Annotated in this window: 27 protein-coding genes; 17 read left to right on the forward strand and 10 right to left on the reverse strand. The window is 38.1% G+C overall.

From position 1 onward, the window contains the following. The 3 genes from ACTBZY_RS25080 to ACTBZY_RS25090 all read left to right on the forward strand — a co-directional run. Positions 1 to 873, forward strand: an 873-nt coding sequence (locus ACTBZY_RS25080) for a hypothetical protein (protein ID WP_463049135.1), incomplete at its 5' end; no start/stop codon positions are given. A 107-nt stretch (positions 874 to 980) separates the two neighbouring features. Further along, on the forward strand, positions 981 to 1169 hold the full coding sequence (locus ACTBZY_RS25085; RefSeq protein WP_463049136.1) for a hypothetical protein: 189 nt from the start codon (positions 981 to 983) through the stop codon (positions 1167 to 1169). A gap of 107 nt (positions 1170 to 1276) precedes the next feature. Continuing rightward, positions 1277 to 1549 (forward strand): DUF6520 family protein, encoded by a 273-nt coding sequence (locus tag ACTBZY_RS25090; protein ID WP_463049137.1) that lies wholly within the window; start codon positions 1277 to 1279, stop codon positions 1547 to 1549. 68 nt (positions 1550 to 1617) lie between these two features. Here ACTBZY_RS25090 and ACTBZY_RS25095 read toward each other — a convergent pair whose 3' ends face one another. Genes ACTBZY_RS25095 through ACTBZY_RS25105 form a run of 3 tightly spaced genes read right to left on the reverse strand, consistent with a single transcriptional unit; the run spans position 1618 to position 8804 of the window. Beyond that, positions 1618 to 4215: a S9 family peptidase gene (locus tag ACTBZY_RS25095; protein WP_463049138.1), complete on the reverse strand. Its 2598-nt coding sequence runs from the start codon at positions 4213 to 4215 to the stop codon at positions 1618 to 1620. 14 nt (positions 4216 to 4229) lie between these two features. Then, on the reverse strand, positions 4230 to 5663 hold the full coding sequence (locus tag ACTBZY_RS25100) for a RagB/SusD family nutrient uptake outer membrane protein (protein ID WP_463049139.1): 1434 nt from the start codon (positions 5661 to 5663) through the stop codon (positions 4230 to 4232). 18 nt (positions 5664 to 5681) lie between these two features. Next, positions 5682 to 8804 (reverse strand): SusC/RagA family TonB-linked outer membrane protein, encoded by a 3123-nt coding sequence (locus ACTBZY_RS25105; protein WP_463049140.1) that lies wholly within the window; start codon positions 8802 to 8804, stop codon positions 5682 to 5684. 577 nt (positions 8805 to 9381) lie between these two features. On the opposite strand from ACTBZY_RS25105, the gene ACTBZY_RS25110 reads away from it, so the two are divergent. The 12 genes from ACTBZY_RS25110 (at position 9382) to ACTBZY_RS25165 (ending at position 17052) form a co-directional block, all read left to right on the forward strand. After that, positions 9382 to 9810, forward strand: coding sequence for a helix-turn-helix domain-containing protein (locus tag ACTBZY_RS25110; protein WP_463049141.1), 429 nt, complete (start codon positions 9382 to 9384; stop codon positions 9808 to 9810). Between the two features lie 149 nt (positions 9811 to 9959). Beyond that, positions 9960 to 10973, forward strand: a complete 1014-nt coding sequence (locus ACTBZY_RS25115; protein WP_463049142.1) for an HNH endonuclease signature motif containing protein — start codon at positions 9960 to 9962, stop codon at positions 10971 to 10973. A 13-nt stretch (positions 10974 to 10986) separates the two neighbouring features. Beyond that, positions 10987 to 11658 carry a hypothetical protein gene (locus ACTBZY_RS25120; RefSeq protein WP_463049143.1) on the forward strand — a complete coding sequence of 224 codons (672 nt, stop codon included), beginning with the start codon at positions 10987 to 10989 and terminating at the stop codon, positions 11656 to 11658. Positions 11659 to 11673: 15 nt separating this feature from the next. Next, a complete protein-coding gene (locus tag ACTBZY_RS25125) occupies positions 11674 to 12414 on the forward strand; it encodes a Cthe_2314 family HEPN domain-containing protein (protein ID WP_463049144.1) in 741 nt (246 codons plus the stop codon). 8 nt (positions 12415 to 12422) lie between these two features. After that, complete coding sequence (locus tag ACTBZY_RS25130; protein WP_463049145.1) at positions 12423 to 12713, forward strand: hypothetical protein; 291 nt, start codon at positions 12423 to 12425, stop codon at positions 12711 to 12713. 15 nt (positions 12714 to 12728) lie between these two features. After that, complete coding sequence (locus tag ACTBZY_RS25135; RefSeq protein ID WP_463049146.1) at positions 12729 to 13415, forward strand: hypothetical protein; 687 nt, start codon at positions 12729 to 12731, stop codon at positions 13413 to 13415. 148 nt (positions 13416 to 13563) lie between these two features. Beyond that, complete coding sequence (locus ACTBZY_RS25140; RefSeq protein WP_463049147.1) at positions 13564 to 13953, forward strand: hypothetical protein; 390 nt, start codon at positions 13564 to 13566, stop codon at positions 13951 to 13953. A 63-nt stretch (positions 13954 to 14016) separates the two neighbouring features. Further along, a complete protein-coding gene (locus ACTBZY_RS25145) occupies positions 14017 to 14289 on the forward strand; it encodes a hypothetical protein (protein WP_463049148.1) in 273 nt (90 codons plus the stop codon). 6 nt (positions 14290 to 14295) lie between these two features. Further along, the gene (locus ACTBZY_RS25150) at positions 14296 to 14649 is read left to right on the forward strand and encodes a hypothetical protein (RefSeq protein ID WP_463049149.1); all 354 of its coding nucleotides are present in this window, start codon (positions 14296 to 14298) and stop codon (positions 14647 to 14649) included. Then, complete coding sequence (locus tag ACTBZY_RS25155; RefSeq protein WP_463049150.1) at positions 14639 to 15313, forward strand: hypothetical protein; 675 nt, start codon at positions 14639 to 14641, stop codon at positions 15311 to 15313. Before ACTBZY_RS25150 ends, ACTBZY_RS25155 begins: the two co-directional genes overlap by 11 nt. 53 nt (positions 15314 to 15366) lie before the next feature. Beyond that, positions 15367 to 16503, forward strand: a complete 1137-nt coding sequence (locus ACTBZY_RS25160) for an SIR2 family protein (RefSeq protein WP_463049151.1) — start codon at positions 15367 to 15369, stop codon at positions 16501 to 16503. A gap of 45 nt (positions 16504 to 16548) precedes the next feature. Further along, positions 16549 to 17052, forward strand: coding sequence for a hypothetical protein (locus ACTBZY_RS25165; protein WP_463049152.1), 504 nt, complete (start codon positions 16549 to 16551; stop codon positions 17050 to 17052). Between the two features lie 45 nt (positions 17053 to 17097). On the opposite strand, the gene ACTBZY_RS25170 is transcribed toward ACTBZY_RS25165, so the two are convergent. From ACTBZY_RS25170 to ACTBZY_RS25190, 5 genes are all read right to left on the reverse strand, one after another. Beyond that, complete coding sequence (locus ACTBZY_RS25170) at positions 17098 to 20208, reverse strand: sacsin N-terminal ATP-binding-like domain-containing protein (RefSeq protein ID WP_463049153.1); 3111 nt, start codon at positions 20206 to 20208, stop codon at positions 17098 to 17100. A gap of 275 nt (positions 20209 to 20483) precedes the next feature. After that, on the reverse strand, positions 20484 to 20924 hold the full coding sequence (locus ACTBZY_RS25175) for a hypothetical protein (protein ID WP_463049154.1): 441 nt from the start codon (positions 20922 to 20924) through the stop codon (positions 20484 to 20486). 238 nt (positions 20925 to 21162) lie between these two features. After that, positions 21163 to 21588, reverse strand: a complete 426-nt coding sequence (locus ACTBZY_RS25180) for a hypothetical protein (protein WP_463049155.1) — start codon at positions 21586 to 21588, stop codon at positions 21163 to 21165. After that, positions 21588 to 22283, reverse strand: coding sequence for a DUF3800 domain-containing protein (locus ACTBZY_RS25185; RefSeq protein WP_463049156.1), 696 nt, complete (start codon positions 22281 to 22283; stop codon positions 21588 to 21590). Before ACTBZY_RS25185 ends, ACTBZY_RS25180 begins: the two co-directional genes overlap by 1 nt. 37 nt (positions 22284 to 22320) lie before the next feature. Then, the gene (locus ACTBZY_RS25190) at positions 22321 to 22503 is read right to left on the reverse strand and encodes a hypothetical protein (protein ID WP_463049157.1); all 183 of its coding nucleotides are present in this window, start codon (positions 22501 to 22503) and stop codon (positions 22321 to 22323) included. A gap of 182 nt (positions 22504 to 22685) precedes the next feature. On the opposite strand from ACTBZY_RS25190, the gene ACTBZY_RS25195 reads away from it, so the two are divergent. Continuing rightward, positions 22686 to 23525 (forward strand): RteC domain-containing protein, encoded by an 840-nt coding sequence (locus tag ACTBZY_RS25195; protein ID WP_463049158.1) that lies wholly within the window; start codon positions 22686 to 22688, stop codon positions 23523 to 23525. A gap of 44 nt (positions 23526 to 23569) precedes the next feature. Here the strand turns inward: ACTBZY_RS25195 and ACTBZY_RS25200 are convergent, their stop codons facing one another. After that, positions 23570 to 24334 (reverse strand): hypothetical protein, encoded by a 765-nt coding sequence (locus tag ACTBZY_RS25200; protein WP_463049159.1) that lies wholly within the window; start codon positions 24332 to 24334, stop codon positions 23570 to 23572. 375 nt (positions 24335 to 24709) lie between these two features. On the opposite strand from ACTBZY_RS25200, the gene ACTBZY_RS25205 reads away from it, so the two are divergent. Next, the gene (locus ACTBZY_RS25205; RefSeq protein ID WP_463049160.1) at positions 24710 to 26377 is read left to right on the forward strand and encodes a hypothetical protein; all 1668 of its coding nucleotides are present in this window, start codon (positions 24710 to 24712) and stop codon (positions 26375 to 26377) included. Positions 26378 to 26438: 61 nt separating this feature from the next. Here the strand turns inward: ACTBZY_RS25205 and ACTBZY_RS25210 are convergent, their stop codons facing one another. Then, positions 26439 to 26696: a hypothetical protein gene (locus ACTBZY_RS25210; RefSeq protein ID WP_463049161.1), complete on the reverse strand. Its 258-nt coding sequence runs from the start codon at positions 26694 to 26696 to the stop codon at positions 26439 to 26441. Between the last annotated feature and the right edge of the window lie 116 nt (positions 26697 to 26812).

A 26812-nucleotide genomic window follows, 5' to 3' on the forward strand; every position in this document is an offset into this window, starting at 1 on the left:
AAAGTATATCTCGGAAATTCTACAGCTCCTTTACTTATGACAGTTGTCGACACTACAACGCACAAAACGACATCCTACAAAATACAGCTGACACCTACTAACCTACCTTTTAAATTACCCCAGATCAGAGTTTTGGGCAATGTATTTTTTGTCTTTGAAGGAACAATCCCCTATATTTTTAAGGGAAGTACTACGGACTGGAAGGCAAAAATCCGGTTACACTCCGGTTATTATTTTTCTCACGTGGTGCCAATAGATTCTGTAAATCTCGCAATACGGTATATCACACCTAAAACGGGTGAAAGCCTGATGGGTATGGTTAATTTGTCTGATACTACCAATACAAAATATAATCCCGCCTTGTTGGAAAAGCAGTTCGACGGTATTTTTGATACAGATGGATATCTGATGGTCGATAACGACTTGCGTCAGATTGTCTATAACTACAGGTACAGAAATCAATATTGGGTTGCAGATGCAAGATTAAAATTAGCTGCACGTGGCAATACAATAGACACCGTCAGCAAGGCGCATGTCAAAATAGTCAAAGTAAACAGCAGGAAGTACCGCACTTTTTCAGAACCTCCATTGGTAGTAAACAACAACAGTACCGCAGATGGCGGGCTGTTATTCGTACACTCCGCCTTGCCCGGCGTCGGCGAATCAGAGGATATGTGGAAGCGTGCCAGTATTATTGATGTTTATGATATTAACGATCAATCCTATCAATCAAGTTTCCCGGTCTTTAACATCGGTAGGGAATCAATGCAAGCTTTTTTAGTTAGCGGTAACCATCTGTTTGCTTTGGTGCATAACAAAATGGTTTGCTATAAGTTGCGCGAGCACATGACTGTCAATAAAAAAATAAAATAAAATTAATTTCAAAACGCACGATTATGAATACAAATTCTCTAAAGAAGATTACAATCTCTGCTATCGTTATGGTATTAGGATTTACAGGCGCATGTATGACGACATCAATGACTGGCCACAAAGTTCTGTCTGACAAGATTGGCTATCGCTTCGTTTCTGCGGCCGACCCTTGTCAAGCCACAAAGCTATGCTCTAACTCACTTGGTCCAATCTGTAAATCAGGAACTGCACAGCTGTGGGGAAAATTGAATGAAAGTGATTTCCAATGTATCGAAGTACTCTATGAAAAGCCATAATCCATTTAATAGGCACCAACAATAAATTAAAGTATACCGCGCAGTATCAGGGATAAGGCTGAAAACCTGTAAAAAAGAGTAAGCCGTCATCTATTAATAATTATATTATGAAAACAAATTTTTTCAAAAGATTCATGATGCCATTGGCAGTTATGATCTTCGGTTTCGGTCTGGCATTCACCACAACTTCCATGAAAGATGCCAAAGTTTTACTTGACAAGACTGCCTACAGGTTCATCTCTACAGAGGATCCTTGCCACGCGACAAAGACTTGTAGAATCGAGGTAAATCCGATCTGTAAAGTAGGCTCGATTCAGCTGTGGGGTAAAGTCAATGAAACGGACATGCAATGTCCGGTCACGCTTTACGAAAGACCGTAAATTGTTATACGCCAAAAAATGCAATGCAGTTCCAAAATTTGGAACTGCATTGCTATTTATATAAAGTACTACTGCACCTCGCACCATGCGGGCTTTTCCCTGCCTTTAAGATAATGGTCAAACCATTGCATGATTTTAACGGTGAGGTCGATTTCATTTTCCGGTTTCAGTAGGCTGTGGCCTTCATTCGGATAGCGAATCATGATATGGTCTTTTTGCAGCCTGCGCATAGCCATATAAAATTCCATACTTTGGGATGGGTCAACCTCTGGGTCATTGGCACCTGTCCACGATAGCAAAGGTGTCTGTACCCTGTCGGCATAAGTTATCCCAGAATTATCCCTATAGCTTCCCGGACTCTCATATAGCGGAATTCCCATACCTCCCTGCTCATACTCAAAACGCCACGTTTCCGGACGTGAAAAATTCCATCCCATAGAAAGATAGCTGGTACTGATATCAGAAATCCCTGCACCGGCAACTGCCGCAGCAAATAACCGCGTCTGTGTTATGGTAAAAAACGTTTCATAGCCTCCAAAAGAATGTCCGATGATGCCAATACGGCTCCTATCAATAGAGGCGTATCTAATGACAGCTTCTGCAGCATCTACGATACAATTTGCTGCCGATATTCCTCTAGCGCCATGCACATATACTATATTCGGGTGCAGAACAAAATAACCGTTACTCGTCAAATTGGTCGTATTATAGCCGTCGTCATTATTCAGGCTGGGATTGATATAGCGGTGTAGTGTATTCATAAGATCTTCATAAACTTTTACAACCATCGGGTACTTTTTCAAAGGGTCGTAGTCAAATGGATAAAACAGTACAGCAGATCGTTCCTCTCCTTTCTCATTTCGGAAAGTCACCAATTCAGACCTGCCCCATCCGTAGTGGTCATGTTGCGGGTTGCTTCGGTAAACCGTTTTACTGATTTCAGACGCAATACTGACTTTGACGATTTCGGGCGGGCAGTTATAGTCTTCTCTTACGAATACCAATTCACCATTTTTAGATTTAATCGGCTTCGTCAATTGCTCTTTTCCAAAGATTAGACTCCGAATACTCCCGTTACCTGATAAGCTGTAAAACCCGTTCGAGCTTCCGTCAGATTTGTTACCCTCTAGAATGATGCCCTTCCGAAAATCAACTGATGCAATCCGATTAAACTTCACCGAATTCTCTGAATGGTTTTCAAAGGTCGCCGCTGAAATCCTATACACCTTTTTTTCCTCCCGGCCCCTCGTTAGCCGGCGCGCTCGATTACCTTCCAACGCTATTTCCCAAATATCAAAAGCATCATAAAGTAATACAGATTTTTTGTCGCTTGTCCATGCGGCAAGCCCATATGGCAGTGCAACTCCGGGCATCTGCAGATAAGGTCCCGCAAACTCAGGAACTATATGGTCAGTAAGCGTATGATGTCTTTTCTGCAGTATGTCGTATGCCCACCAATTACCTTCTTTATAATAGCAAATATATCGTCCATCAGGAGACATCTCCATATCTTCAAACTCACCGAATTGCTTTTCTAAAAACAATGAAATCTTACCACTTTGCAGTTCAGTAATATAAATATCAAGGTCTGGAGTAAACTTAAATGATGGTTTATATGGCGCAGGATCATACGTCAGAAAATATTTCTGGTCTCCGCTAACTTTACCGGTGATTTGCCCATCTGTTCCAATCATACTGATTGTTCCTTTCTCGGGCCACCAAACAAACTCTTGACCGCTATGATTCCACCCACGCATTCTGTAATGCCAAAGATCTTTATCGGCAGCATTCCAGATTTCAACCGAGTTGCCTGATGGCATATCCGTCACCTTTTTCATCGAAGTGAAAAACACGCGTTCTCCATCATCAGATATCGCTATTGAAGACGTTGTATTACAGCTAAGTACCCGACTTTGTTCCCATTGTCGTTCAGTGCGCGTATCAAATGTGAATAGCTTGTTGCCAATGGTTTTGTAAAGCGAAATGGAGACAGCTTGACTGCTACCAGTTGTCATACTGGAAAAAGCAAAAGACGCGCTGTTATCCTGCCAAACTAATGTCTGGTAACTTTCATATGCGCTTTTAATCACTGTGCTTATCATAACTTGGCTATCCAACCTAATATTGAGAACTTCGTTACCTTCCTTCCCTTTAACAACAACCGCTACCAACTTTGAATTCGGGCTGACAGCAAATTTATCGGCATCCATTATCTGCGATTCCTGACCGGAAATCAAATTCCGTATAATAAGACTTTGCTGCCCTGGCTTTTCAATATGCATTATTAAATATTGGCCATTCTCGGCAAACGCGTAACGATCAGCGCTTCTAAAGCTTTCAATTTTTCCGGTTTCAAGATTTAAGAGTGTAACTTTATCATTGGCAAGGCACCCAAACCATCTATTGCCACTAAAGGAGCCGTCTGTGCCATTTGCAAACGCGTACATTTTGTTTCGAGCAGTGCTTTTTGCAAATAACGTGTCGTTTCCTGTTGAATAAGATAATTGATAACTGCACCAATCACCATTATCAGAAATACCAAGTTCATTAATTGTACTCCACAAAACGTAATCTTCAGGCAGCAGCTGCTTGGTTTTCTGAACCTGCCCATAGGACGGGCAGGTCGAAAAAATCAAACTCAAAATAATAACTAAATTTATCTTCATAAATGGAAACATGATCAATATCCCGGATTTTGTGGATTCAGGTTTGGGTTCAGGTTTAACTCCACGAGCGGAATCGGGAACAATATATCCCGGTCATCCCAGCCAATCTTCGCTGAAGACAAAACGGAATTGATGTTGCCAAACCTTTTCAGGTCAAAAAACCTGTGCCCGAATTCCGTAAACAATTCTACCTGCCTTTCATGCAATATGGCCGTCAGGATTTCATCTTGCGTCATCGCAGTAGTATCAGGCAAACCCGCAGTCGCTCTGATTACGTTAAGGTCCTCCTTGGCTCCAATTAATTCGCCCGCTCTCGCGCGGGCTTCAGCCCTGATCAGATACAGTTCGCCAAGCCTTAATACAACTGACATTTCAACGGTTGTACCTGTATTATTTCGCTCGTGGTACTTGTAAGGCTCGTAATAGGTGTCTGTACCGTTGCTCACGGCCGAAGTCCATTTTGTTTTCCGCAGGTCACCTGGTTCGAAAGCATTCAAAAGATCATCGCTAAGCGCTGCCAGCGATGGTGGCGTATATGTAAAAATAAAAGCCGTTGCCTCCAGCGAATTTGCACCCGGCGTATTCGGGCTGAGTTGCCAGATAGTTGAAGTGCTTTCTTTCTTGAATATCTTGTCTAAATCCGATTCGTAGGAATACAACGCTGTATTATTCATAACTGCTGAAGCGGCATTCGAGGCTACATCCCACTGGCCTGCATAAAGGCTTACTCGTGCTAGCAACGCATAGGCAGCAAACCTGTTTGGTCGCACCCGCGAATCTCCGATATAGTTTTCGGGGAGTAATTCGATGGCGGCATTTAAATCGTCGATTGCCTGTGAATACACCACGTCAACAGGTAATCGCGCTACATGTAGCGTTATTGACGGTTCTGTAGTTTTAATATATGGCACATCTCCGTAAACCCCGGCAAGATAGGTGTGCACCAATGCCCTGACAAACAAAGCTTCGCCTTTTAGTTGGTCCTTATCAGTCTGCGGCAACTTTACGGAACGATCTACGCCTTCAATAACCATGTTTGCGGAGTAAATCTGGTTGTACGAATCGTTCCAATAGCTTGCGATATCAATGTTAGGAGCTATAAGCGTATTGTTGTAAAACATTTGAAGGCCGTTCATCGAACTGCCGTAATATTTAAGCTCGTCAGTGTATAATCCCAATCCCATACTAATACCTTGTTGCGATCCTGTCAACAATCCGTTATCCCGGATTTTTGAATAGATATCAGTCATGGCCGCGGTCGCCGTGCCCTTTTCTTCAAATATGTGGTCTGAATTTAGTTGGTTCTTTGGGAAGTCTACTTCCACGAAGTCATCGCACGAATACAACAGTACCATGATGGCTAGTAAATATCCGGCAGAGTATAGCAGCCTGAGTAATGCCCTCTTTGGGTTCCAGACATAAATATTGTGGTTTTGGTAATATTTCATAATATTTTTTCTAATAGGTTAAAACGATAATTGGACCCCGGCACTAAGTACACGCAACGGCGGCAGGTAGCCAGACGATTGAAATTCCGGGTCCGCGCCACGGTAATTGGTAAATGTGATCAGGTTTTGTCCCTCAAAATACAGCTTGCACTTCACGTATTGAAGCAGGTTTTCCGGCACGTCAAATGATATAGAAAGGTTCTTTAGTCTTACATATGAAGCGTCGCTTATTGCCGCGTCACTGTTATAATATCTGTCGTAATTATCGAATGCCTCGAAGTTCATTCCATCGGTAAAAACCTGGTGCGCGGCAACATCGCCCGCTTGTTGCCAATGATCTAAAGCGCTAGCCGGTTGGTTCGACATTGTTCCGGGTAAGAAAAAGAAAGCTGTTTCGTTATAATTGTCCTGCTTTACGAATTGGAATAGGAAATCGAGCTGCCACCGTTTATAGCGAAATGAGTTCTGAAGGCCGCCGAAGTATTTTGGCGACAGGTCAGCTACCTGTGTTTTATCACTCGTTGTAATTGCGCCGTCGCCATTCATATCCTCAAAAGTATACAGCCCTGTTTGTGGGTCAACGCCGGTAGAATGGTAAACTTTTTTGATGTTCAATGGCTCTCCGATTACATACATGTTCTTATAAACTGAGCTTTCAAGATTCGGGAACGACAGCAGTTTATTCTTTGCTACAGTTAGGTTTATGCTTGTCGTCCAGCTAAAATTCTTATGTTGGAAATTAACCGTTCGAAGCGTAAGTTCCATTCCTGTATTCGCTACAGTAGCATCGAGGTTTGCCGTCATGCTTGTAAATCCGGTCGTGCCCGGCAGCGGCATTCCCGTCAGCTGGTTCGACGAGCGGTTGCTGTAATAGGCGGCAGTAAGAAATAATCGATCTTGCAAAAATCCGGTTTCAAGTCCGACCTCAAATTTCTTATTGGTTTCCCATCCGAAATCAGGATTGTATAGTCGCGCAGGCTGAAGCCCGATAACCCCATTATAATTCACGCCGGTCGATTGATACGTTTCCAGGTATTGGTAATCACCGATCTGGTCGTTGCCGGTAATGCCGTAACTTGCGCGCAGTTTACCGAAGCTCAGTACCTTATTGTCTTTTAAAAAGCTTTCTTCTGAAAATAACCATGCGCCACCAACAGCCCCAAATGTTGCAAACTGTCTACCTGGCCCAAAACGGCTCGAACCGTCGCGTCTGCCGGTAAGATTCACAATGTATTTATCTTTCCAGTTGAAATTCACGCGACCGAAAAATGCTTGGTATTTGTACTCCGAATCCGCGCTTATAAGAGTGTTAATCGTTGCCGCCGACGCCAGATTATAGATAAGACTGTTGCTCGAAAAGTTCGAGCCGATCTGTGTGAGCAAGCTGCCGTTTTGTGATTGCATGCTACCGCCAAAAAGTACATCTATTTTTGCTCTTCCGATTTCCTTCCGCCAGTTGAGCTGCGGCTCAACTATCCATGACCGTCGTGCCGCCCTTCCTAAGATAAGCGACGAATACTCGGGACCGATGCCTCCGGCAGGATCAAACCGTGTTGATGGTATGGTTGTGACTTCATCGTTGGTGAGAGCCGTATAACCGAAGCTAGATTTAATTTCAAGTCCTTTGAATAGTTCATATGAAAGTACAGAATTTGCTATAAGGTCATACGTTTTGGCTTCATACTGAGGTATCAGGTCAGCCAAAGGATTATTCCAGGTACTGCCTTCCCAGTTAATATTGCCGGCCGCATCATAAAGCGCCGGTGCGTTTGGTGCGAGCGCCAAAGCCGTTAGCGTCGGGTCAGTCCTCGGCTGTAGGTTGTTCTGCACGGTATAACCCGCAGTAAACACGGAATGAAAGCGTTTATTATCAGATTCATGGTTAATGCTAACATGTACATTCCCTTTTTTATAATTCCAATCCCCGGGGAACACCGTCGTCTGTCTGTTAAGGTTGGCGCTGAGTAAGAATTGCGTTTGTGCCGACCCGCCGGATATTCCAGCCTGCGCGTCCGTAATAACCGCAGTTCCGCCCAATAGTTCCTTTTGCCAGTCGGTATAGCGTGTCGGATTCCATGTTCCGTTTACATCGTAGGCATAATCAGGAGCTTCAGTAAAACCGTCATTCAATAAAGCTTCGTTACGCATCGCAAGATATTCCTCTGTATTAAGCAAGTCCATAAATCGGGTGACTCTGCCCACACCGGTCGATACGTTAGCGGTAAAGCGTGTCTTACCGGCTTTGCCTTTTTTGGTAGTGATCAGCACCACGCCATTAGCGCCGCGCGAACCGTAGATTGCAGTTGCATCAGCATCTTTCAGGATTTCTATGCTCTCTATCTGATCTGGGTTGATGCTGTTTAGCGGGCTGGGTTGTGTGGGAAGAACGGCTGAATTTTGCCCGCTTCCGATGGGTTCGCTTGAATACGGAACGCCGTCAATTACATAAAGTGGGTCGTTGCCGTTACGCCGAACACTGTTCAGTCCCCGTATTTGGATATCAAACCCTCCGCCGGGAACTCCGGTTGTTTGAGTAATATTCACGCCTGCCATCCTGCCTTGCATTGTAGCTAGCACGTTCGACACTGGTTGCTGTTCAATATCCTTTGATGTAATTTTCGAAATGCTTCCGGTACGCTCTTTGTCTTTTACGGAATAATAGCCTGCATTTATTGTTACTTCTTTTAGCGAAGTCACATCTTCCTGCAATTCCGTGTTGATAATTAAGCGTCCGTTTATCGGAACCTCAACGCTTTTAAATCCTGTATAACTAAAGATTAAAGTATCTATAGGCTCAGCCGTTATTGAATAATTTCCGTTTTCTCCGGAAATAGCTGTAATAGTTTTCCCTTTGACAGTTATTGTTACACCAGCCATCGGCATATTGTCAAAAGTAACTTTTCCTGTGATAGTAATTTGTTGTTGCGCTTCTGTCACCCTGTGCATATGCGATATAGAGGAGGACAGCCAGTGGCTGTCAGGTATGCAGCTTGGCGGCAGCCCTCTTTCAACTTTTGACTTTGAACTTTTGACTGATTCTGTATGGCTTGTAGCGAAGGACGGGCAGCTGCTTAACAACACAATGCAAATGAGTATTGCACATTGGCAGCGCCAACCCTTAATTAATGAAGAGTTTTTCATAATTTTGGTTTGGTTAAAGTGAAACGAAAGTTTTGTTTGTACTCTAAGTCCTCTGTGTTAGTTTGCCGACCAGCCAGAGGGCTTTTTTTGATAATAACCTGAACCACGACTTAACTAACCCAAATTGAAAATTAATCGCGGCCCAGGCTTTATTGTGGCTAAAAATTATTGCACCATAGGCATGAAGTTTTAGTAGTTAGACAAATTTTGATTTGTGAAACTGCAAAAGAAAATAAAGAAGTGCGCTAAGAATGTTTCTGAGTGAGCCCTGGGTTTATCCAAAAAAATAGGCGTGGAACTCAGCTTAGACGCTTTTGAGGTACTGGTATACCCTGCACACGAATAAGTGAGCCCACGCCGTTAAGCGTGAGCAGTCTACTTATCATCTCGTGTGCGTAAAAAGTACCAGTTTTCAAAAACGAGATTCAAAGCGAATGCTTCAAATATTTTAAATGAAGTATCGCAAAATTACAATTCATAAATGAATTATCGCAAATATAAAAAAATAACATTACATACACATATATATGTGAAATTAAATAATGTAATTCCTTCATTGCTCTATGATATATGAACTATGGTTATAGAGATAATAATATCCGAATTAGACTTTTACATTATTGAGAAAGTACGTGAACTGAGAATAAAATCTGAGCCGCGTATGGATCAAGTTGAATTAGCGCAGCGCCTCGGCGTATCTGAAGGATATGTTGGAAGCATCGAAAACCCACGAATTAAAGCAAAGTACAATATTAGAATGCTGGGAAGAATTGCAAAAGCATTTAACTTAAAATCTTATCAAGAGTTACTGCCAGAAAAAGTTCTTGCCAATGATATTGTTAGAATAAGACTCGATATTTTAAAAACTTCGTCGAGAAAACATGAAGTGGATAACCAAGGAGAAATCACAAAACGATTCACTATTCTATCGATCAAGCCTTTATCTGATACGGAACTTGAACAGTGGAAACTCAACAAATTGGATTATTTGACAATTGTAAAATAAATTAAAGGTGCGCAAGCATCTTTTTTTATGCCCTATTAAATTTTTAGAGAATGTAATGGGCTATATTTGTGATATATAGCCAGGTTTTAGCGGTCAGCATATTACGGCCTACTATGACATCAAACTGACAAAAGATTTTAAGAGTAAATATGGTTGACTTGGAAGACTTCATACAAGAAAGTGAATGCATTTACAAAAATGAGCGCTATTCTGTTCGTGATAACGGAACAGTATTACGCTATCCACTTGACGGAAAACGACCAAGACCAACAGACAACAATTGGACTTTTGGCAAACTAAACTCCAAAACAGGTTATTTAGAAATTGCTTCTGTTCGAATTCACCGAATAGTTGCGACTGCATTTCATAGCGAGCCTCCAACAAAAGAACATGTTGTTGATCATATTGACACAAACAAACAAAATAATCGACCCGACAATCTGCGATGGGTAACAAGATTAGAAAACATTTTACTTAACCCAATTACAGCAAGACGCATCGAAATTATTTGCGGAAGTGTTGAAGCATTTCTTGCCGACCCTTCGAAATTTCGGGACAAATTTCTAGACCCAAATTATGAGTGGATGTGTGCCGTTTCAGCAGAAGAGGCAAAAATAAGCTTGGAACGAATGTTATCTTGGGCAAATAGTTACAAACCTTTAAAAGGAGGTTCATTAGGAGAATGGATATTTAATCGAGAAAACGTTTACACTCCCCCTATTATTCAACCTAATTATATAATGTCTAAAACTCCTAATGCAGCGCAACGTATTATTACCCATAGTGATAAACCAAACGAATTTCCAAGCACTCCACAAGCGTTTGAAGGCGATCCGTTAAAAGCATATCATGATATTTTGAATGAGGGAACGCCATTCTTCAGAAACCACAATGGAGAATATATAGTAGTGAAAAGCGCATTCTCTAAAGACAGACAATCTTTATTTGTAATGACAAAGTCTGCTTATGTATGGAGAGAAAGTGATAATGGTGAATATATTCCCGTACCCATAGCTCAATTGCAGGAAAAAATTTCAAACAAGGATTTGCCTCATTCACTTACGGAAATAACTTATGAAGATGGTTTATTTGTACATGAAAAGATAGAATTGGGCTTTCACCCGACGGAAGAGTTGGAAGAAATATTTAACAACTATATTTAAGAATTCTAACTACATGAGTAAATTGGAAAAAAATATTTTAAAGTTTTTAGATTTGATGACAAACGTAACTGTCCGAATCACAAGTTTTGACGAAGAAGGGCATTTAATAGGTAGATGTTCAGGTTTTCTCTATAAAAAAACGTTAGATAGTATTCCAATCGTGATTACTGCCGGCCATAAACTTCCACAAAAAGGATCTTTTATTGAAACTAAGATTGTCAAAGACGGGAAAATTTTACAAATAAATGCTGGAGAGTTTAAAGTCTTTTATAATAATGATGATATTGATTATGCTTACAGCGAATTGCCAATAGCTATTTATCAAGAAGAAATGGAGCAATATGAAGGTGTGTCATTTGCTGTTTATAATCATGAATTTATTGCTGCAGAGCAAGAAGAAGCGTATGGTTTTTCAGTCGTAAATGACTATTTAGAGTTTGTTGAAAGGAATGATATTACTACATTACCATCATATAGCTGTTACGAATTGGGATTGGAATTAGTTAAGCAAGAAGAACATGTCAATTATTTCAAACCGCAGATATTTCAAGGTGATGAATTTTACCGGGGCGCAAGCGGTTCGCCAATTGCGGATCCAGAAGGAATTATTACGTCAATTTTAATTGGTGGAACTGAAGATGGACTACTTTGTGCTTTTAGATTGGATAACATTAAATTAGAATAAGAACATCCTCTTACTATGCCTCATACTAAAGAAAAAGAAATTCCAATCGATGATAGCCCGTTTTTTAAATCCTTAAGAAAAAGAGCTCCAAAATTATACTTGACAAAATCAGCTAAACCTAGAAAACATCTAAGTGCAAAGGATTCTTACCAAAAAGAGGTACTGGAAATTTGCCTGAGAATTTCGTCTTTGCTTGAAACATTAAGGCTCAGTAGGTTTTTTCTAAGTGAAAGATTGGATGATAAAATTTTTGAAAATCATAAAGTAAAAAATGCCGCATTTGTACGCTATCACATAGAAACTTATTTTCTTCGTTTAACAACCTTTAAAGATTTGATTTTAAAACTCTTAAATCGAACCTATAAAATTGATCTGAAAGAAAATGTTGGTTTAGAAAGAAACTTAAAGATCCAAATTCAAAAAAACGGCTTTACAGACCTTGAGCAACTTCTTCAGGGTTTGACTATTTTGATGAAAAATGTGGAACCTGTGAGGCATAAAATTGCTCATGGTGGTTATCATGATGACTTGGATTTAATATTGATTGAATCTCAGGAAACAATAAGTACCGATAACTATAGCAGTTTATCCCAAGACAGTGAGTATTTAAAAACACTAAGTCTTCTACTAAAAAGAAACATAATTGATATGTACGGGATTGAATTGATGATGGCTACCTATGTGCTGCTCGTATATAAAAGATTGCTCCCAAAAAGAAGATTGATAGAGAAATCGCTCATTATAAACTCGAAATAATTAAAACTATGTCAACAAAAATTAAAATTGGCGCTGATGAATTAATTCTATGGCTACGCAAAAATGACAAAGCCAAAGAAGTTCCTAACGATGGTAAACATGGTTTAGGAATGAAAATTCTCAATCTGATTGAGAACAATTTAGGCGGTAAAAAAGTTCTTGAAAATCATCCTGCGCATTGGGCAAATCTGATGGATGACAAAAACGTAGAGAAATTTAACTTACCCAAAACTTCAGCGCAATATGAAATTGAAACCGTAAAATTAGGAGCTTTGTTTGAAAACCTTAATACTTGGTAAAGTTTTAAAACAATCATGACAGACCAAAATCTAATTGCGATCATTGAGAAGCTCAATAATCGGGAACAAAAGAATTTAATATTTCTAAGACCATTAACACATGAAGTCGATTATGCAAAGGTTTGGGAAAATACACCTTCCAAGACAGATGCTATTTTCTCCCCCGACTTGCCTTACTCATTTTATTTTATTAAAAATGATCTAGGAAATTATGTCGCGGCGGTTTTAGATATGTCTCACGATCTACATTGGATAGTAATCCCAGAGTTCAGGTCAAACGGTTTTCTTTCAAAGTCATTACGGGAAACAATTCTATTTCATTTGTTTAAGGATCGCGATGAGCAAAAAATTTCAATTAAGCCTGCAGAAATTGGTCTGGATAATGCAAAAGCTTCTGAAAGGCTTGCCCTTAAAGTGGGATTTGAAAAGGTTAATGAATTCGAATACATCTTAAAGAAGGATAAATATGCGACAGGAATTAAGTTTGAAGGATTAAATCGTGAATTTGACGATATTAGAATCGATGAACTTAAAAAAGAAATAAATTATATTGGACGTTCGCTAGCGGTAATCCAAACGGAATTAGAAATGAATTACGGAGTATCTGAATATTCTGAAGATTTGAAAGACCTCCTAAGTGAGATTCGTGGTCATGTCTGGAAATTTGAAGACTTTTGCTTAGATTTTAGGGAAAATAAGTAGTTCTGGAAGCCAAAAAGACTTACTTAGATTTTCTTGCGTTGTTTAAAATTATTATAGTTTCTACAAAAAAAGCATATCTTTCGCCTATTCTCAAATCAGGTTAGCAGCTCCTATCCTGAACTTTTAATCACTCTAATTAATAATGAAAATGACCGAACTTTTTGTAAATGAAATTGTCAGTAATAAGAAATACAAGCATGCAATTGTTGAAGATGGAAATTTAGTGCTTTCAAATGTAGATATTGTATACGACACCGACGAATACAATCGTCTTGTTGATAGAGCTAATTCAAGCGATAAATTTTACGAGTTTATTGCGTTTTATAATTATGCAGGAATTTTAACCTACGATGATTTTATAGGGTTCGAACTGAACTTGTTTGAATTTGGATCACTTGATGATGTTTTTGATTTATACAATACGTTCAATTCTTTTAATTGGACATCACAGGACAAAAATGATTTTACCAAGATTGTAGACAAAATTTTGCAGTCTAACACCCAGATTGCCAACTTGAAATTAGTAAAATTACAGTAGAATAATATGTGGATTTGTTTATATAGAACCACATATGTATCGCATTTATAAAAACAATAAAGGATGAAAGAAACTATTGACGTTAAAGATCAACATGACCAGATTGATATAATTAATATGGGCTGGAGAGATTATAGTAACATTATGATAAGCTTGGATGCAATGATTAAGCAATTGGAGAAACCCCTTGCTGATCTATACTTGGAAAGCCGTCGGGAAGTGTTGTTGAATGATTATAAAGAAATGTTTGAGAAATTAAAATCAAATACGTTCTCGTGGCGTGGTCAAGCGGAAAGTCTGGACGATAACATTATCGAAGCTACGCGCAAGTTATAAGCTTATATGAAAAAATTTGAAATTGGTAAGTCAAAGGACATTGATAAATATAATGAATGGTTTAATCATTGTTCAAAAGAGCAGATTCCTTATGTCATTATTAGAAATCGTACAAAATTTTCAGAGGTCGAATGGGACCATATCAATCTAGATCCCAAATTTGACAAGATTTTTTCTGCTTCTAGTGAAGCTCATACAGGTCAGCTTGTAGAAGTTTTTAAAAAATATGCAAACAACAAATCACGTTACACAATTTCGAACCTGCTGTTCATCGCAGAGAAAATTCCATCGGAAAATGCTGAAGGCCTTGCCACAGAATTATTTGATATAATCCTAAAGCGTATACAAGATGCTATTTAATTTAAGAGGGCTTGTCAGTAAATTAGTATGGCATGAATTCGGGCATTTATGCATGAGTTTGCTGCTAATCGAACAAAACAGCAATTATAAAATTAGTAAAATAGGATTCACCTATTTTTCTACTTCTCGATCGTGGACATGCTTTGTTACATGCAAGAATCCGGATATTACAGATGACACTATTTTAACAAATGGTAACTATCATCAAGAATTTTGCCTGGCTATTTTAAATAATGTCGCCGGTGCTGTATTCGAGTGTGTTTACTGGAGACTATTCGAAGGAAACTACATTAAGCCTATTGAACTTCTTGCAAGAGGGTCGGCAATGAATGATTGTTATTCATTACGGCAGTCACTTAAAATATACAATAAGGAGCATGAAGATGGACTTCGAGATACGCTCGTTGCTGGTCCTATACCTGCCTACTTTGACCTATTGCTGGATAACGGTAATTTTACAAATGCATTAGCGGGTATCGCTACACGGTATATTGACAAAATAACTGAGACTTTCGATGATAAAGTTGATTTTGCACTTAACCTTAATGACGAGGAAATCCAGTCATTGTCAACAGAAATCATGATGCTATTGGATGCCACAGGTTTGAAAGCTAAAATCCTGGATATTAAAGATTCAGTGTCCCAAATTATTTTAGATAACTGACAAGTATAGCCCGGGAATGTTCCTATCTTTAGGCGTTGTTATATAAAGTTTCTATGGCTAAACTAACAGTAATTATTGGCGCTGGTTTTTCTGCTCCTGCGGGACTTCCGTTGGCGCGTGATATAAATGAACGATTCAACCGTGATCAGCGCAAGATGTTATTGCAAATGAGTTCCAGCGAATGGTTCTGGAAAGACTATAAAGACGAAACGTTTATACACAATGGGTCAATTCCACGTGATACAAACTATTACTCCTACATTCTTGATGAACTTGTAAAAAAGTATATTTCTGAAAATTTGGTTTTCAACGATTACGAGCATTTCTTTGAGTACCTGAATACCAACTGCACCGATAAGAAATGGTTGGAGAATGTCTATGCAGTCGCCAAGAAAAACTTTTTGGACGATCATCCGCACTTGAAAACAAAGGAAGCACAAGAGTATTTATTTTTTCTTGAAGATCAGCCATTTGTATCAAAGTTGATAGGAGTAATAAACTTTTTAATTTCGGATTTATTGACTGTTGCGGTAACCCCGGGGATATTTGATTCATACTACATATTTTTTACGGACTATCTAAAACAGTTCGACGAGGTTACCATATTCACATTAAACCACGATTTGTTGTTGGAAAGAATTTTAGAATACCACGGGATTGAATACTCACGGGGCTTTTCAAAAAATGATTCGCCGATATATTACGAGGGAAATCCACTGCCGGTATTTAATAATGATTTCGGCAATGTAAAAGTCAAAATCTATAAACTTCACGGAAGTTTAGACTATTTCAGGTTTAATAACATAGATAATTTTAACTATACGAACAAATACAATTATTTTATTACATCAGGCTATCGTGAAAAGCATTTTGCGACAAGGGTAAATCTGGAAACGAAAGAAGTAATCCAGGATTTTAATGCAGACATAATCCCGAAATTTATTACTGGGAAAAACAAACCAGCAATCATTAAGAATGACACTATGTTTTCGGCCCTGTTTGAGCACTTTGAAACTGAAGTTGCCACAGCCGAAAATTTACTGGTTTCGGGATATTCATATTCTGACGAACACATTAATGAAGCTCTTGAAAAACGCAATAACCTCAGCGTTGTAAATAATAACAGGTCTAAAGATTATCCATTCAGTTGCAGCACCGTTAGAAATATTAAGTCGCTCGGAGAACTATAAATTTATTCGAATTTATTTAATCAAATTAGCAGATAGGCGAAGAATATGAATAGCATACACGAATTACAAGTATTAGCAAAAAAGTATCTGTTAGCAAGACAAGAATTTCTTTTGGCTATTAATAAAGACCATCCTGAATTAGGAGGAAACGATAATATTGTCGGACGTATTGGCGAATTTGTAGCATTACAATTCTTGACTAACGACAACCGTAAAGTTGAAAAATGCAAAAGTGCTACAAACAAAGGTTTCGATATTGTTTGTTCAACGGGAAGACAAATTTCTGTAAAGACAATTACGGCTGAAAGTAAAACTGGCCGGTCTACAAAGCTAAAACAGCCCTGGCAAGAATTGATAATGATTTATATTGGGAAAAACTATGAAGTTGAATCCATTGGGCATATACATATAGAAGATTTTAATGTTGCGATTAATCAAAAATTCATTGTTGAAAATCCGGTAGCAGATAAAAAATTCTTAGCTGAGGATGGGTTATTTTCAAGGTTTGGAAAATTGTATTCAGGGGAAATTGTAAAAATTTATCTTTAAACTGTTCCTCCGCAAATGCCGTGAGAATAGTAAAAAAAATAAAATTTACGGCGCTTTTAAGTTCAATCTCGAAATTAGATACATTATAAATTCGTCCAATGATTGTCCAGTTTTAATGATACGTTGCGGTATTGTTGCTTTATAATCCCCCGTTAAAGTAATGTCATTGTTTATATCCGTATTAACTAACATCCCATTAATCAGTGGCTCAAGTTCGGTGCCAATAGTATTGCAAAATTTAATCCTGTCGAAAATAACATTTACATCTTCAACCTCATATCTCTCCGGTTCATTAGTTTTGTAATTTGACATTTCTACACAGCAAAGCGAATAAATATCTTTATTTTTTGCAGCATTTAAAAATTGGTTTTTGCTCATCATTATTGAATTGTCAGAATTCCATCTTGATTTTACCTCAATATAAAAAACCTCAACACCGGCTAGACTGATTACGATATCTTGACCATTTTGTACATCTTTGGGTACAATATCAAATTGACTAAGATCCGTTCCAATCTTATTTCTGATTAGTGCCTCAATTCGGGTTCCTATCGCTTTTTTAAATAAAAAGTCACTGTCTTTTTTTGAATTATCTTCTAAAGCCTGCATTCCTAATGCAATGATTTGGTCAAGATTTTTATTTCTGGCCAAATTCCCAAGCTTATTAATCTGTCCAGGATCAAGAGAGACAATTGAAAATACGTCCCCAATTATGCTATCATCTGAAACTGAGTCAAGGACAATATTTGCTCTTCTGGCGTTTAAAGCCGAAAAGTAAGATGCCCAGGCACTGTCCTGAATAATTTTTTGAAGTATTGCATAAATTTTCTTTTGAAATTTATGGCCAATTACATCAGTATATTGTCCATCATTCGACAGAACTGATTCAATCGCTTCTCCAAGGCTACGGGCAGATTTAATTTCTTTATTAATTAAATATTTGGAAAAATCCCTTCTTATCAAAGTTGACTTTATGGGTAAGTTTGGATTTACTATGTCGTCATAATATTGTTTTAATTCGTCCGGTATATTATGCTCCGTTTTTAATATCGTTTGCGATTCAAGTTCGTTCAATTGATTTGGAAAAACTTTCATGGTCAGGAACATTTCTTCATAATCTTTATAGCCCCCAAGTTCATGTAACTTATGAAGAAATGCGAGATTTTCTTCCACCCATGATGGTTCTTGATTACTCAGGTCGTTTAAAAACATTCTTAGCAATCTTCTTTGCGCAGGCCCGATGCTTATTTCATCATCTTTGATTGTCGGAATTATTAATACCTGATCACTTAATCCATAATAATTACTTATTAGTTTCATTATCTTACCAGGAGCGTTATTTGCATCACTACTCGATGAAATATTACAATATGCTACGAGTTTTTCCAAAAATTCAGGAGTGAGATCAGCACTTTTGGTAATGTCGGTAACCAATTTAACAACCTGTCCATTAATGTCAGTTGAGTATTGCTTCCTGCTGTAAACTGCTAATTCAAGATTAAATTTAAAGTTTTCATCTATATGTTTTTCAGTTATTTCAGGCATTAATATGTCAGCAATTTCAATTAGTGTCTGGGGTAAATTCGTAATTCTGTTTAGTGCTGAAAAAATCTTGAAATCTCCTTTAATATTCGGTAGCAGGGCATGTTGATTAAAAATGCCTTCATGATCAATCAGTAAAAATTCATAGAATAGTTTGAGTTCGTCTGCTTTCTCAAACGCTTTCAAAGTGCCATCAGTTTGAATTGAACTGATAAGATCTTTGATTTTCACATAATTGATTGATTCAATATTCCATTCATCAATTTTTTTTGTCCACTCTGAACTGATTTCCTTTAGTGGAATGTTTTTCCAATATTTATTTACTAGGTTATAAATAGCTACACTATGAGTTTCTGATGTGAGTAGTTCTCTGTCAACAAAATGTGCCGCTGCAGCTTGCAAATTTCCGGCAGTGGTTTCCACCAATGGAAATGTTTTAAATTTATCGATCCAAAGTGTTTTAAGCGATTCGAAATAACTATTTAAAAGAGGCTTGTCGCTATTTATATTGAAGTTTATTTCAGCAAGATTAATTGGGTTTTTTATTTCTGTGGCATAATCCTCTACGAAGGAAAATATCATTTCGGAAGCCTTCAGTATCAATTTCCGATTCTCCTCTTCATTTTCTTTTACTTGTTCTGTAAGGCTTTTTAAGTATATTCCGTCGCGTTGTTCGGTTGGAAAAAAATGTTTTGAGTGAATAATATAATTTATACCCCAGGCTTCTGTACCAATTAGTGGGTAAAAAAGGAATAATTTTGAAAGTTGCTCATTAAAAGATATAGCCTCGTAATCTGTCGTGAGAGGGAGTATTACAGTAATTTGCGGATCATCGTTCTCTATCGACAAAATAAATTGGCTCTCACCGTCAATTATAATTTCAGATTTAAAGAAAATCCCATTTTGTTCCACTTCACCTTTAGTATAAATCGTTCTTTGGTTATCATTTCCTATGACTTCGACTTGGTGGAGTTTTTTGTTTAAGACCATTACATAGGGTAAAATATAAGGCAGGCTGGTAATTGCATCATTGGCATATTGCTGTTGCAATGCACTTTCAGAAATGTAGGCAAATTCAGTAAATGGCGAACAATCGTTTAGATACTCACCTTTTTCAATCAGATCAAATACTGCATTTTGCTGTTTTACCAAATCCAGAATTAAATCTGGCGAAGTTTTGGCTGTTCTGTCAATCTCAAATTCATTTAGCGAAATGTAAGCGCCATTATTTTTTAAAGAGCCGGTTAATAATATTTTCCTCCCAAATGAATGTGTCGTAATAAACCCAGTTCCATATTGGCCTATTTCGTCATCATTGCTTTCTGCTGATTTGGAACTTACTTGCTTGATTAAGCAGTTTAGTGTATTGTCATCAAATGGCTTTCCATTGTGTTTGAAAATTAATGCTCCCGTTTTTTGTTCAATTATTATCTTAGCCTGCTCTGATAAATCAATAGCGTTTTGAAATAATTCCCAGATAGCTCTTTTTGCATGACTATTATTTAATTTCTGAAATCCCTGAATAAGTTTGTCGGCATGCTGTTTCATGTCGTTGTACTTGGAATTGTCTTCAGCCTGCTTACGCGCTGCAGTTCTTATATCAGTTTCATCCATTACTTCTTCTTTTTAGAAAATGAAATTGTTGGCCCGCTGCGACCTTTCCCTCCCTTTTTAATATAACTATTCCCCGTTTTACCAACCCATAACCGAAAACCGTCTTTTTTAGCGTTTTCAGTTAAATACTTTATAAATCCATCGAATATTCCCATGCTGATATAATTTGATTACATTTTGTCTAAATTAGAAGGCGGTCTGAAATCGTTTCCAGGTCTTCATTCGGGTTTACTTTCGGAAGATTCGCATCGTCAAAGTCGTATTGTTTCATAAGGTTACCAATTTTCAGATGTAAAGTTAACCATTTGCAACAGAAGTATTTTGTCTCGAACAATTACGCGTTCTTCGGGCCAGTCGTCAAAATCTAGCGGAAGATTATCAGGGAGGTAATAAAAATAGAAGAGTGATCGAAAAGCTTCAACAGGATTTTCCGTATACGAGGGGAAAGTACCGAAGTGATCATGTAATCTGTATTCCTGATAAGGAGTTGGGTCTTCAGCAACTTTTAAAGACAAAAATGGTGTCGGATCAAAATTAATGGTGTCTGCGGTAATAGTACCGATGATTTTATATTCTTCCTTCAGAATTTTAATTCTTCCCCATCCCCAGGGAGCAGGGTATTTAACTACTGTATAATCTGAGGTGTCGTAAAGTTCATGTTGCGTACTCCACAGTGGTACATCTATAGCGAATAAGTTGTCTTTGAGTCTTTTCATGATTTGGCTTCCTGTTTAACTTAATAAAGCTGTTGGTATAGTTGTTGCTAATGATAAACATGATGATGATAGTATAGAAGATGATGCAGTTGATGCAGCACTTGATCATAAAGTTGCTCTAGATGTTGCACATGATGATAAAACTACTTATCTTTGTCATGTTCTTAGCCTTGTGCTCAGGAACCTACAGAGGTCTCAAACGCTGAACCAGTAATCAGCGTTTTTTTATGCCCAATAGTTACCACGCAGGGCTTGCAAGTATCTTCCCTATCGAATTGTCTGCAACATATGCTGTAATGAACTTTGCAGTTGTCGCATTCTTAATCCAGATGACCACCACATAATCACCTTTTACAATCGCAACACGTCTCGATTGGTCATAACTTTTGGTTTTCTTGTCGTAACCTTGCCTGATATCGGCAGTTCCATCTTCAAGTGTATCTTTTATCCAGGTAATCCTTTCCGACCGCGCTTGTGAAAACTGGTTTTTGTTGGCCGCAGCGCGATTGGTGCTTTCAAAAAAAGCATGGTCAAAACCGTCAGGAAAAAATTGTACCCTGATATTATCAAAAGTAATGATTGGATTGGCAGGATTGCAATAGGTATTTAAATATAATGCCCTGTATGCAGCCTCATTCGGGAGTACGGTTAAATTATATGCCATTACCAGCCTCCTTGTAAGTTAATCTTAAACACATTAAATTTCTCTTCCCATTTGCCCGTATGCGCAATTTGTCTTTTCAGGTAGCTTTCTTCAATGTGCTTGATAAGGTTAATTTTGGCTTCACTCTTAATTTCACCGTTCACTTTTGCGGCGACAAGCCCTGTAATGAAATCCGCTAACTGGATTCCCGACGATTGGTTCGAAGGTAATGCCTGGATTTGTGTGATGTCCGAAGTCAGGTTGGCATCATCAAGCTTTTTCTCTAAAGTCTTGATTCTCCCTTTGTCACGGTTAACCTTTAGGTCAACAAAAATTTCGTAGTTATTAAAATCAAGAATCCAGTGATGCAGCAATTGGTAATAAAATTTATAAAAACCGAGTTCGGCATCCGCATTATTAAATTTTACATGATCAACTTTGATGGCCTCAACCAGTAGGACCCGTGAGCGCAGGCAATCAGTACTGAAAAAGTAATCGATCAGGTCTTTATATAAATCAAAATACGCAGGAGAAATTTTACTCCATTTAACTTCACCCTGAACTTTATGCTTTGCCTTAATGGCAGCAACAGAGTTTTTAAATTCTACGCGATAATCAGATGGCATCCATATACCGCCTATGGCCATATACTTATGTGCCGTCTTTTCCGTCAGCGCCTCTAATCCGCTTTCATCACAATAAATCTCGAAATTCATTTACGCTGGTTTAATGCTCAAAGGTAGAAATTTATTGCTACTTAATTGCTTGGGATTGCTTGGCATTTTGTTCTTTCAGGAATTTTTCAATCTCCCGCATAATGTGCTCGTCGCCTAATCGATCTTGTTCTTGGTAACGAATATGGTCAAGCCGCACTTCCCTAAAGAATGAGTAAATGCAGAAAATAAAAAGTGCAATTCCGGGAAGTAGTTTTATCATAATGCTATACAATTGGATAATACAAAATTACATTTCATCATTATAGGCTAAAAAAAAGTACTCTTCAATTCTGGAATTTAACTATTCAATTCTGGAATTGAACAGTACACTATTTGTACTAATATGCCTTCTCGGATAGATTTGCCAATATTTCCAAATAAAACTTCTCAAATCTTTAACCAATGAAAAAGTTTTCTGAATCGCTGATTTCAGAATTGGAGGCACAGCTGAAATTGATCCACTCTGAATTTGATGATCCGATAGTATATTCTGAGCAGGCAATTAAAGTCCTGATTGCATTTCTCGAAAAGCTTAAAACATTCTTTATGAAGCACCCGCTTGAAAGCAAGCTGGAAGAGATTACATTTTTTCGTGATATAAAGCCGCAATTTGCATCGAGGTTGATCTATTATAACGAAATATACAATATTGCTACAAACAGGCCATTTGGGACAAAAAAAGTGTTACGGAAATATTATGCTGTCGAATTAAAAAAACTGAAAGCTTACTTTGATGAAAATACAGAGTTCTATAAGTATTACCGTGCCGGTAGCCGATACCTTGACAATAAGTATTTCATTCGCGGAAGGCATGATATAAGATTAACGCTCGACAGCTTTTACTTTCAGGCCGACAATCGTTTTTCCACCTCTCATGATTACAAGGTGGCGAGAATTTTAGCCAATGACTTAATAAAAAAATTTCTCGAAAAGGAAATGGCAGCGCTGGATGGTAATAAGATTATTGCCGGCACTGCATCAGGCAAAAAGATAAAATGGACTGGTTCAAAGGTGGCTTTGATTGAATTGATATATGCGCTCCATTCGGAATCTGTTTTCAATAAGGGAAACGCAGATTTAAAAGAAACGATAAGGCATTTCGAAAGTATGTTTGATATTGATCTGGGCCAGTTTAACCGGACATTCCTTGAAATCCGGGAACGGAAATCAGATAGGACAAAATTCCTTAATTCATTGACCAATACTTTGATACTGCGGATGGATGATGCCGATGAAAACTAAGAAAGGCTGCCCGTCGGCAGCCTTTGCTTTTAATTCTTTACAGGTTAATTTTGTGCAATCCCCGTAACCAATGCGGTTTCGATAGCGTCCGCGACATCATTGTCGCCTCCATACGTTCCGGCCATGATATTTCCTATAAAGATAGTCCAGTCGGGATCTGTATTCTTCTTAGGTTTCTTTTTGGCACAGTAAATCGAATGTCGCGCAATTGAGGTGGTGATCAGGATAACCTTCTTGTCTTTGGCAGTTAGTAAAGGATCAGCAAGCACGGCAGCTTCATAATTGCAGATGCTGTCATAAATTTCCTTGTATTCCTCTGTTTTTGCCGTTAGCGATAAAATTCCGGTCGTAAAAGTGCTCAAACTTACCTTGCCAAGTATTGACATACCGGTGCTGGTCAAAACATCATTAATACAGCTTCCTGGGTTACTCAGTATGCTTTGCACTTTGCTAAGTTGCACACCGTGATAAAAGGATCCTTTACATTCAATGAATCCTGAGTTTGCATTAGCAAATAGGTTAACGCGATCACGTATTGCTGTTAAGGTTGTTGGTAGCGAACTGCTGTCATAATAGCTGTAAAATAGTTCATTGTGCACTTTCCCAGCCACATCATAGGAATTGTCACTATTGGCTGGCATTTCTCCTGCAAGTCGGTGTGCAATTGTTGAACTTGCTTCGGGCTGCGCGGTAACGGCTGATTGATCCTCAGAAGCATTTATACCGGTATCGTCGTTGCATGACACGAGCGCCAGCGAACTGGCGAAGCAATTTAATAGAACTAAAAGGCATGAACATAAATTTTTCATGTTGTTTGTTTTAAAATGTTACTGATTACTTTTTTCATCAGTTCATTTCGCCCGGGTTAATCTGAACAGTGGGTTTTGGTTTGCTCATAACAAACCTTGAATTCGGAGACAAAGCTATTGGCGCAATCGTCGCCCTGCAAGCTGACTTCTGTTCAATTCTGGAATTTAAAATGTTCAATTCTGGAATTGACAACATGAAATTCTATGGAATAAATACCTTAAATTAAATCTGGAGATATTGACAAATCTTCATTTAAATAGGCTTATTCCCCTCGTTTTGTGAAATTCTAATATTTATATTTGCATTTGCTTAACAATTAATAAACATTCGGTTTTCCAAATGCCGCGTGTTTTTACCTCTCATACCTACTAAGAATGATGATTAAAAATTTTATGATTGTGTTGTTGCTTTTAGGTCGGAATGCCGATGCACAGCATGCAAATTTTAAGGTTCCGGACAGTCTCTCCGGAAAGAGTTTCGAGTATTTTGAATCTCATATCACACTCAATAAGGCAGATAGTGCCAGAACATTGCTTTATGCAAAGTCCTGGCTATTGAAATCAAAAGCTGAAATGGATTATCATCAGATGGCATTGGCATATAAAGCGATGATGTATAACGTGAAGAAAGAATTTCATCCCCAATATGCCGATAGCATGGTGCAGGCCGCGCGCAATACATCCGACAATTTATTGTTGGGTTCAGCATATATGACCAAAGGAATTGTTTGCTACGAGCGCAAGGAAATAAGGAAGGCGCTTGATTATTACCTGATCGCTGATGAATTTATTTCAAAGACAAATGATCACTACCTGATTCACAAAGTCAAATATGGTATTGGATTGACTAAATATTACGTTGGGTTTTACAATGAAGCGATTGCACTGTTCACGCAATGCATAGATTATTTTGAAGAAGAAAATGAGCGGGCATATCTTAATTCGCTGCACATGCTGGGTTTATGTTATAATCGCGTAGGAAATTACGATCTGTGCAGCAGCATTAATGAACGGGGAATAGCTGCCGGGCGTGAATTGGACGACCTTGAAATGGAACCATACTTTATTCATTCAGAGGGAGTAAACCAGTACTTTAAGCACAATTACCGGGAATCCATTAATAAGTTGCTTCAGGCAATGCCGGCGATAGAGAAAAACAAAGATTTTGCGAATGAATCTATTGCGAATTTTTACATAGCAAAAAGCTATTGGGCCTTAAATCAGAAAGAGAAAGCGCTCCCGTATTTAAAAAAGGTCGATGCCGCATTTCAAAAGGAAAACTACATAAGGCCTGATCTAAGGGAGAGTTACGAATTACTGATTGACAATTATCATGCGAATGGCGACCAGGCTTCTGAATTGCTTTATATTAACCGGCTCTTAAAAGTTGACAGTGTATTGCACAACAATTACAGATACTTACTCGCTAAAGTAGTAAAGCAGTATGATACCAAAAAGTTGTTGCGTGCAAAATCAGAAATTGAGCATTCTATGCAAACTCGCACGATTGTCGGCTTTACTATAATTGGGCTATTGGTTCTTGTAGTTGTATTTCTTGTCTATCGTCATTATGCTAATAAGCGAAAATACCGTCAAAAGTATGAGGAGTTAATGAATCGAAAGCCTGAAATCCGGCCCGCTGCACCAATTTCCGAAAAAGAGATTGATCCTGTAATGAGCAGTGAGGTAGAAAAAGTAGTTTTAAAAAATCTTGACAAATTTGAGGCAAATAAAAAATTTCTCGAAAAAGGCATGGATCTGGTAAGGCTGGCCGAGTTGCTGCACACCAACACAAAATATGTAACTAAGATAATTCAGATACATCGTGGCAAAGGCACGATTGAATATATAAGCGATTTGAGAATCGATTATCTTGTAGAACTGCTTAAAACGGACAATCGTTTTAGGAATTATACGAACAAGGCGTTAGGTGAAGAAGTTGGTTTCGGTTCAACACAAAATTTTACTCGTGCATTCAAAGCGCGCAATGTAATTTCTCCGACTTATTTTATCCAGGAATTGAAAAAGGACCTACATGAGTAATGATCCGGTCGCAGTAAATAGAGTGTGTCTTTTTCCCAACTTGTGATTGGCTTGTGAAAATTTAATTCCATCTGAAATCGATTGTTTTGAGATCCTTTACTTTTAAAATTCTTTCGTGTCCGGCGAGTTTTTTTCCTGAAAAATATTCCTGAAGGTTTCTTATTTGTTTGACTTTTATAAAAATCGGTTCGTCATACTTACTTGTTTCGGTCCATTCCAGTACCTCACAATGGATATATTCTTCAATTGTTTCAGATGATGTGGTAAAGGATAATCTATAGGTCTGTAAAGTTCCAATGCCAAAGGTTAATTCCCACATTGAGTATAGTTTTTGAAATTAATTTGATGTAAAATAATAATATATTTTGCAACAAAAGAACAGATTTCAATTTTAAATCGATCAGTTTGATTTGGGGTTTTTAAATTATTTCGTTC

It is taken from the genome of Arcticibacterium sp., assembly GCF_055134445.1.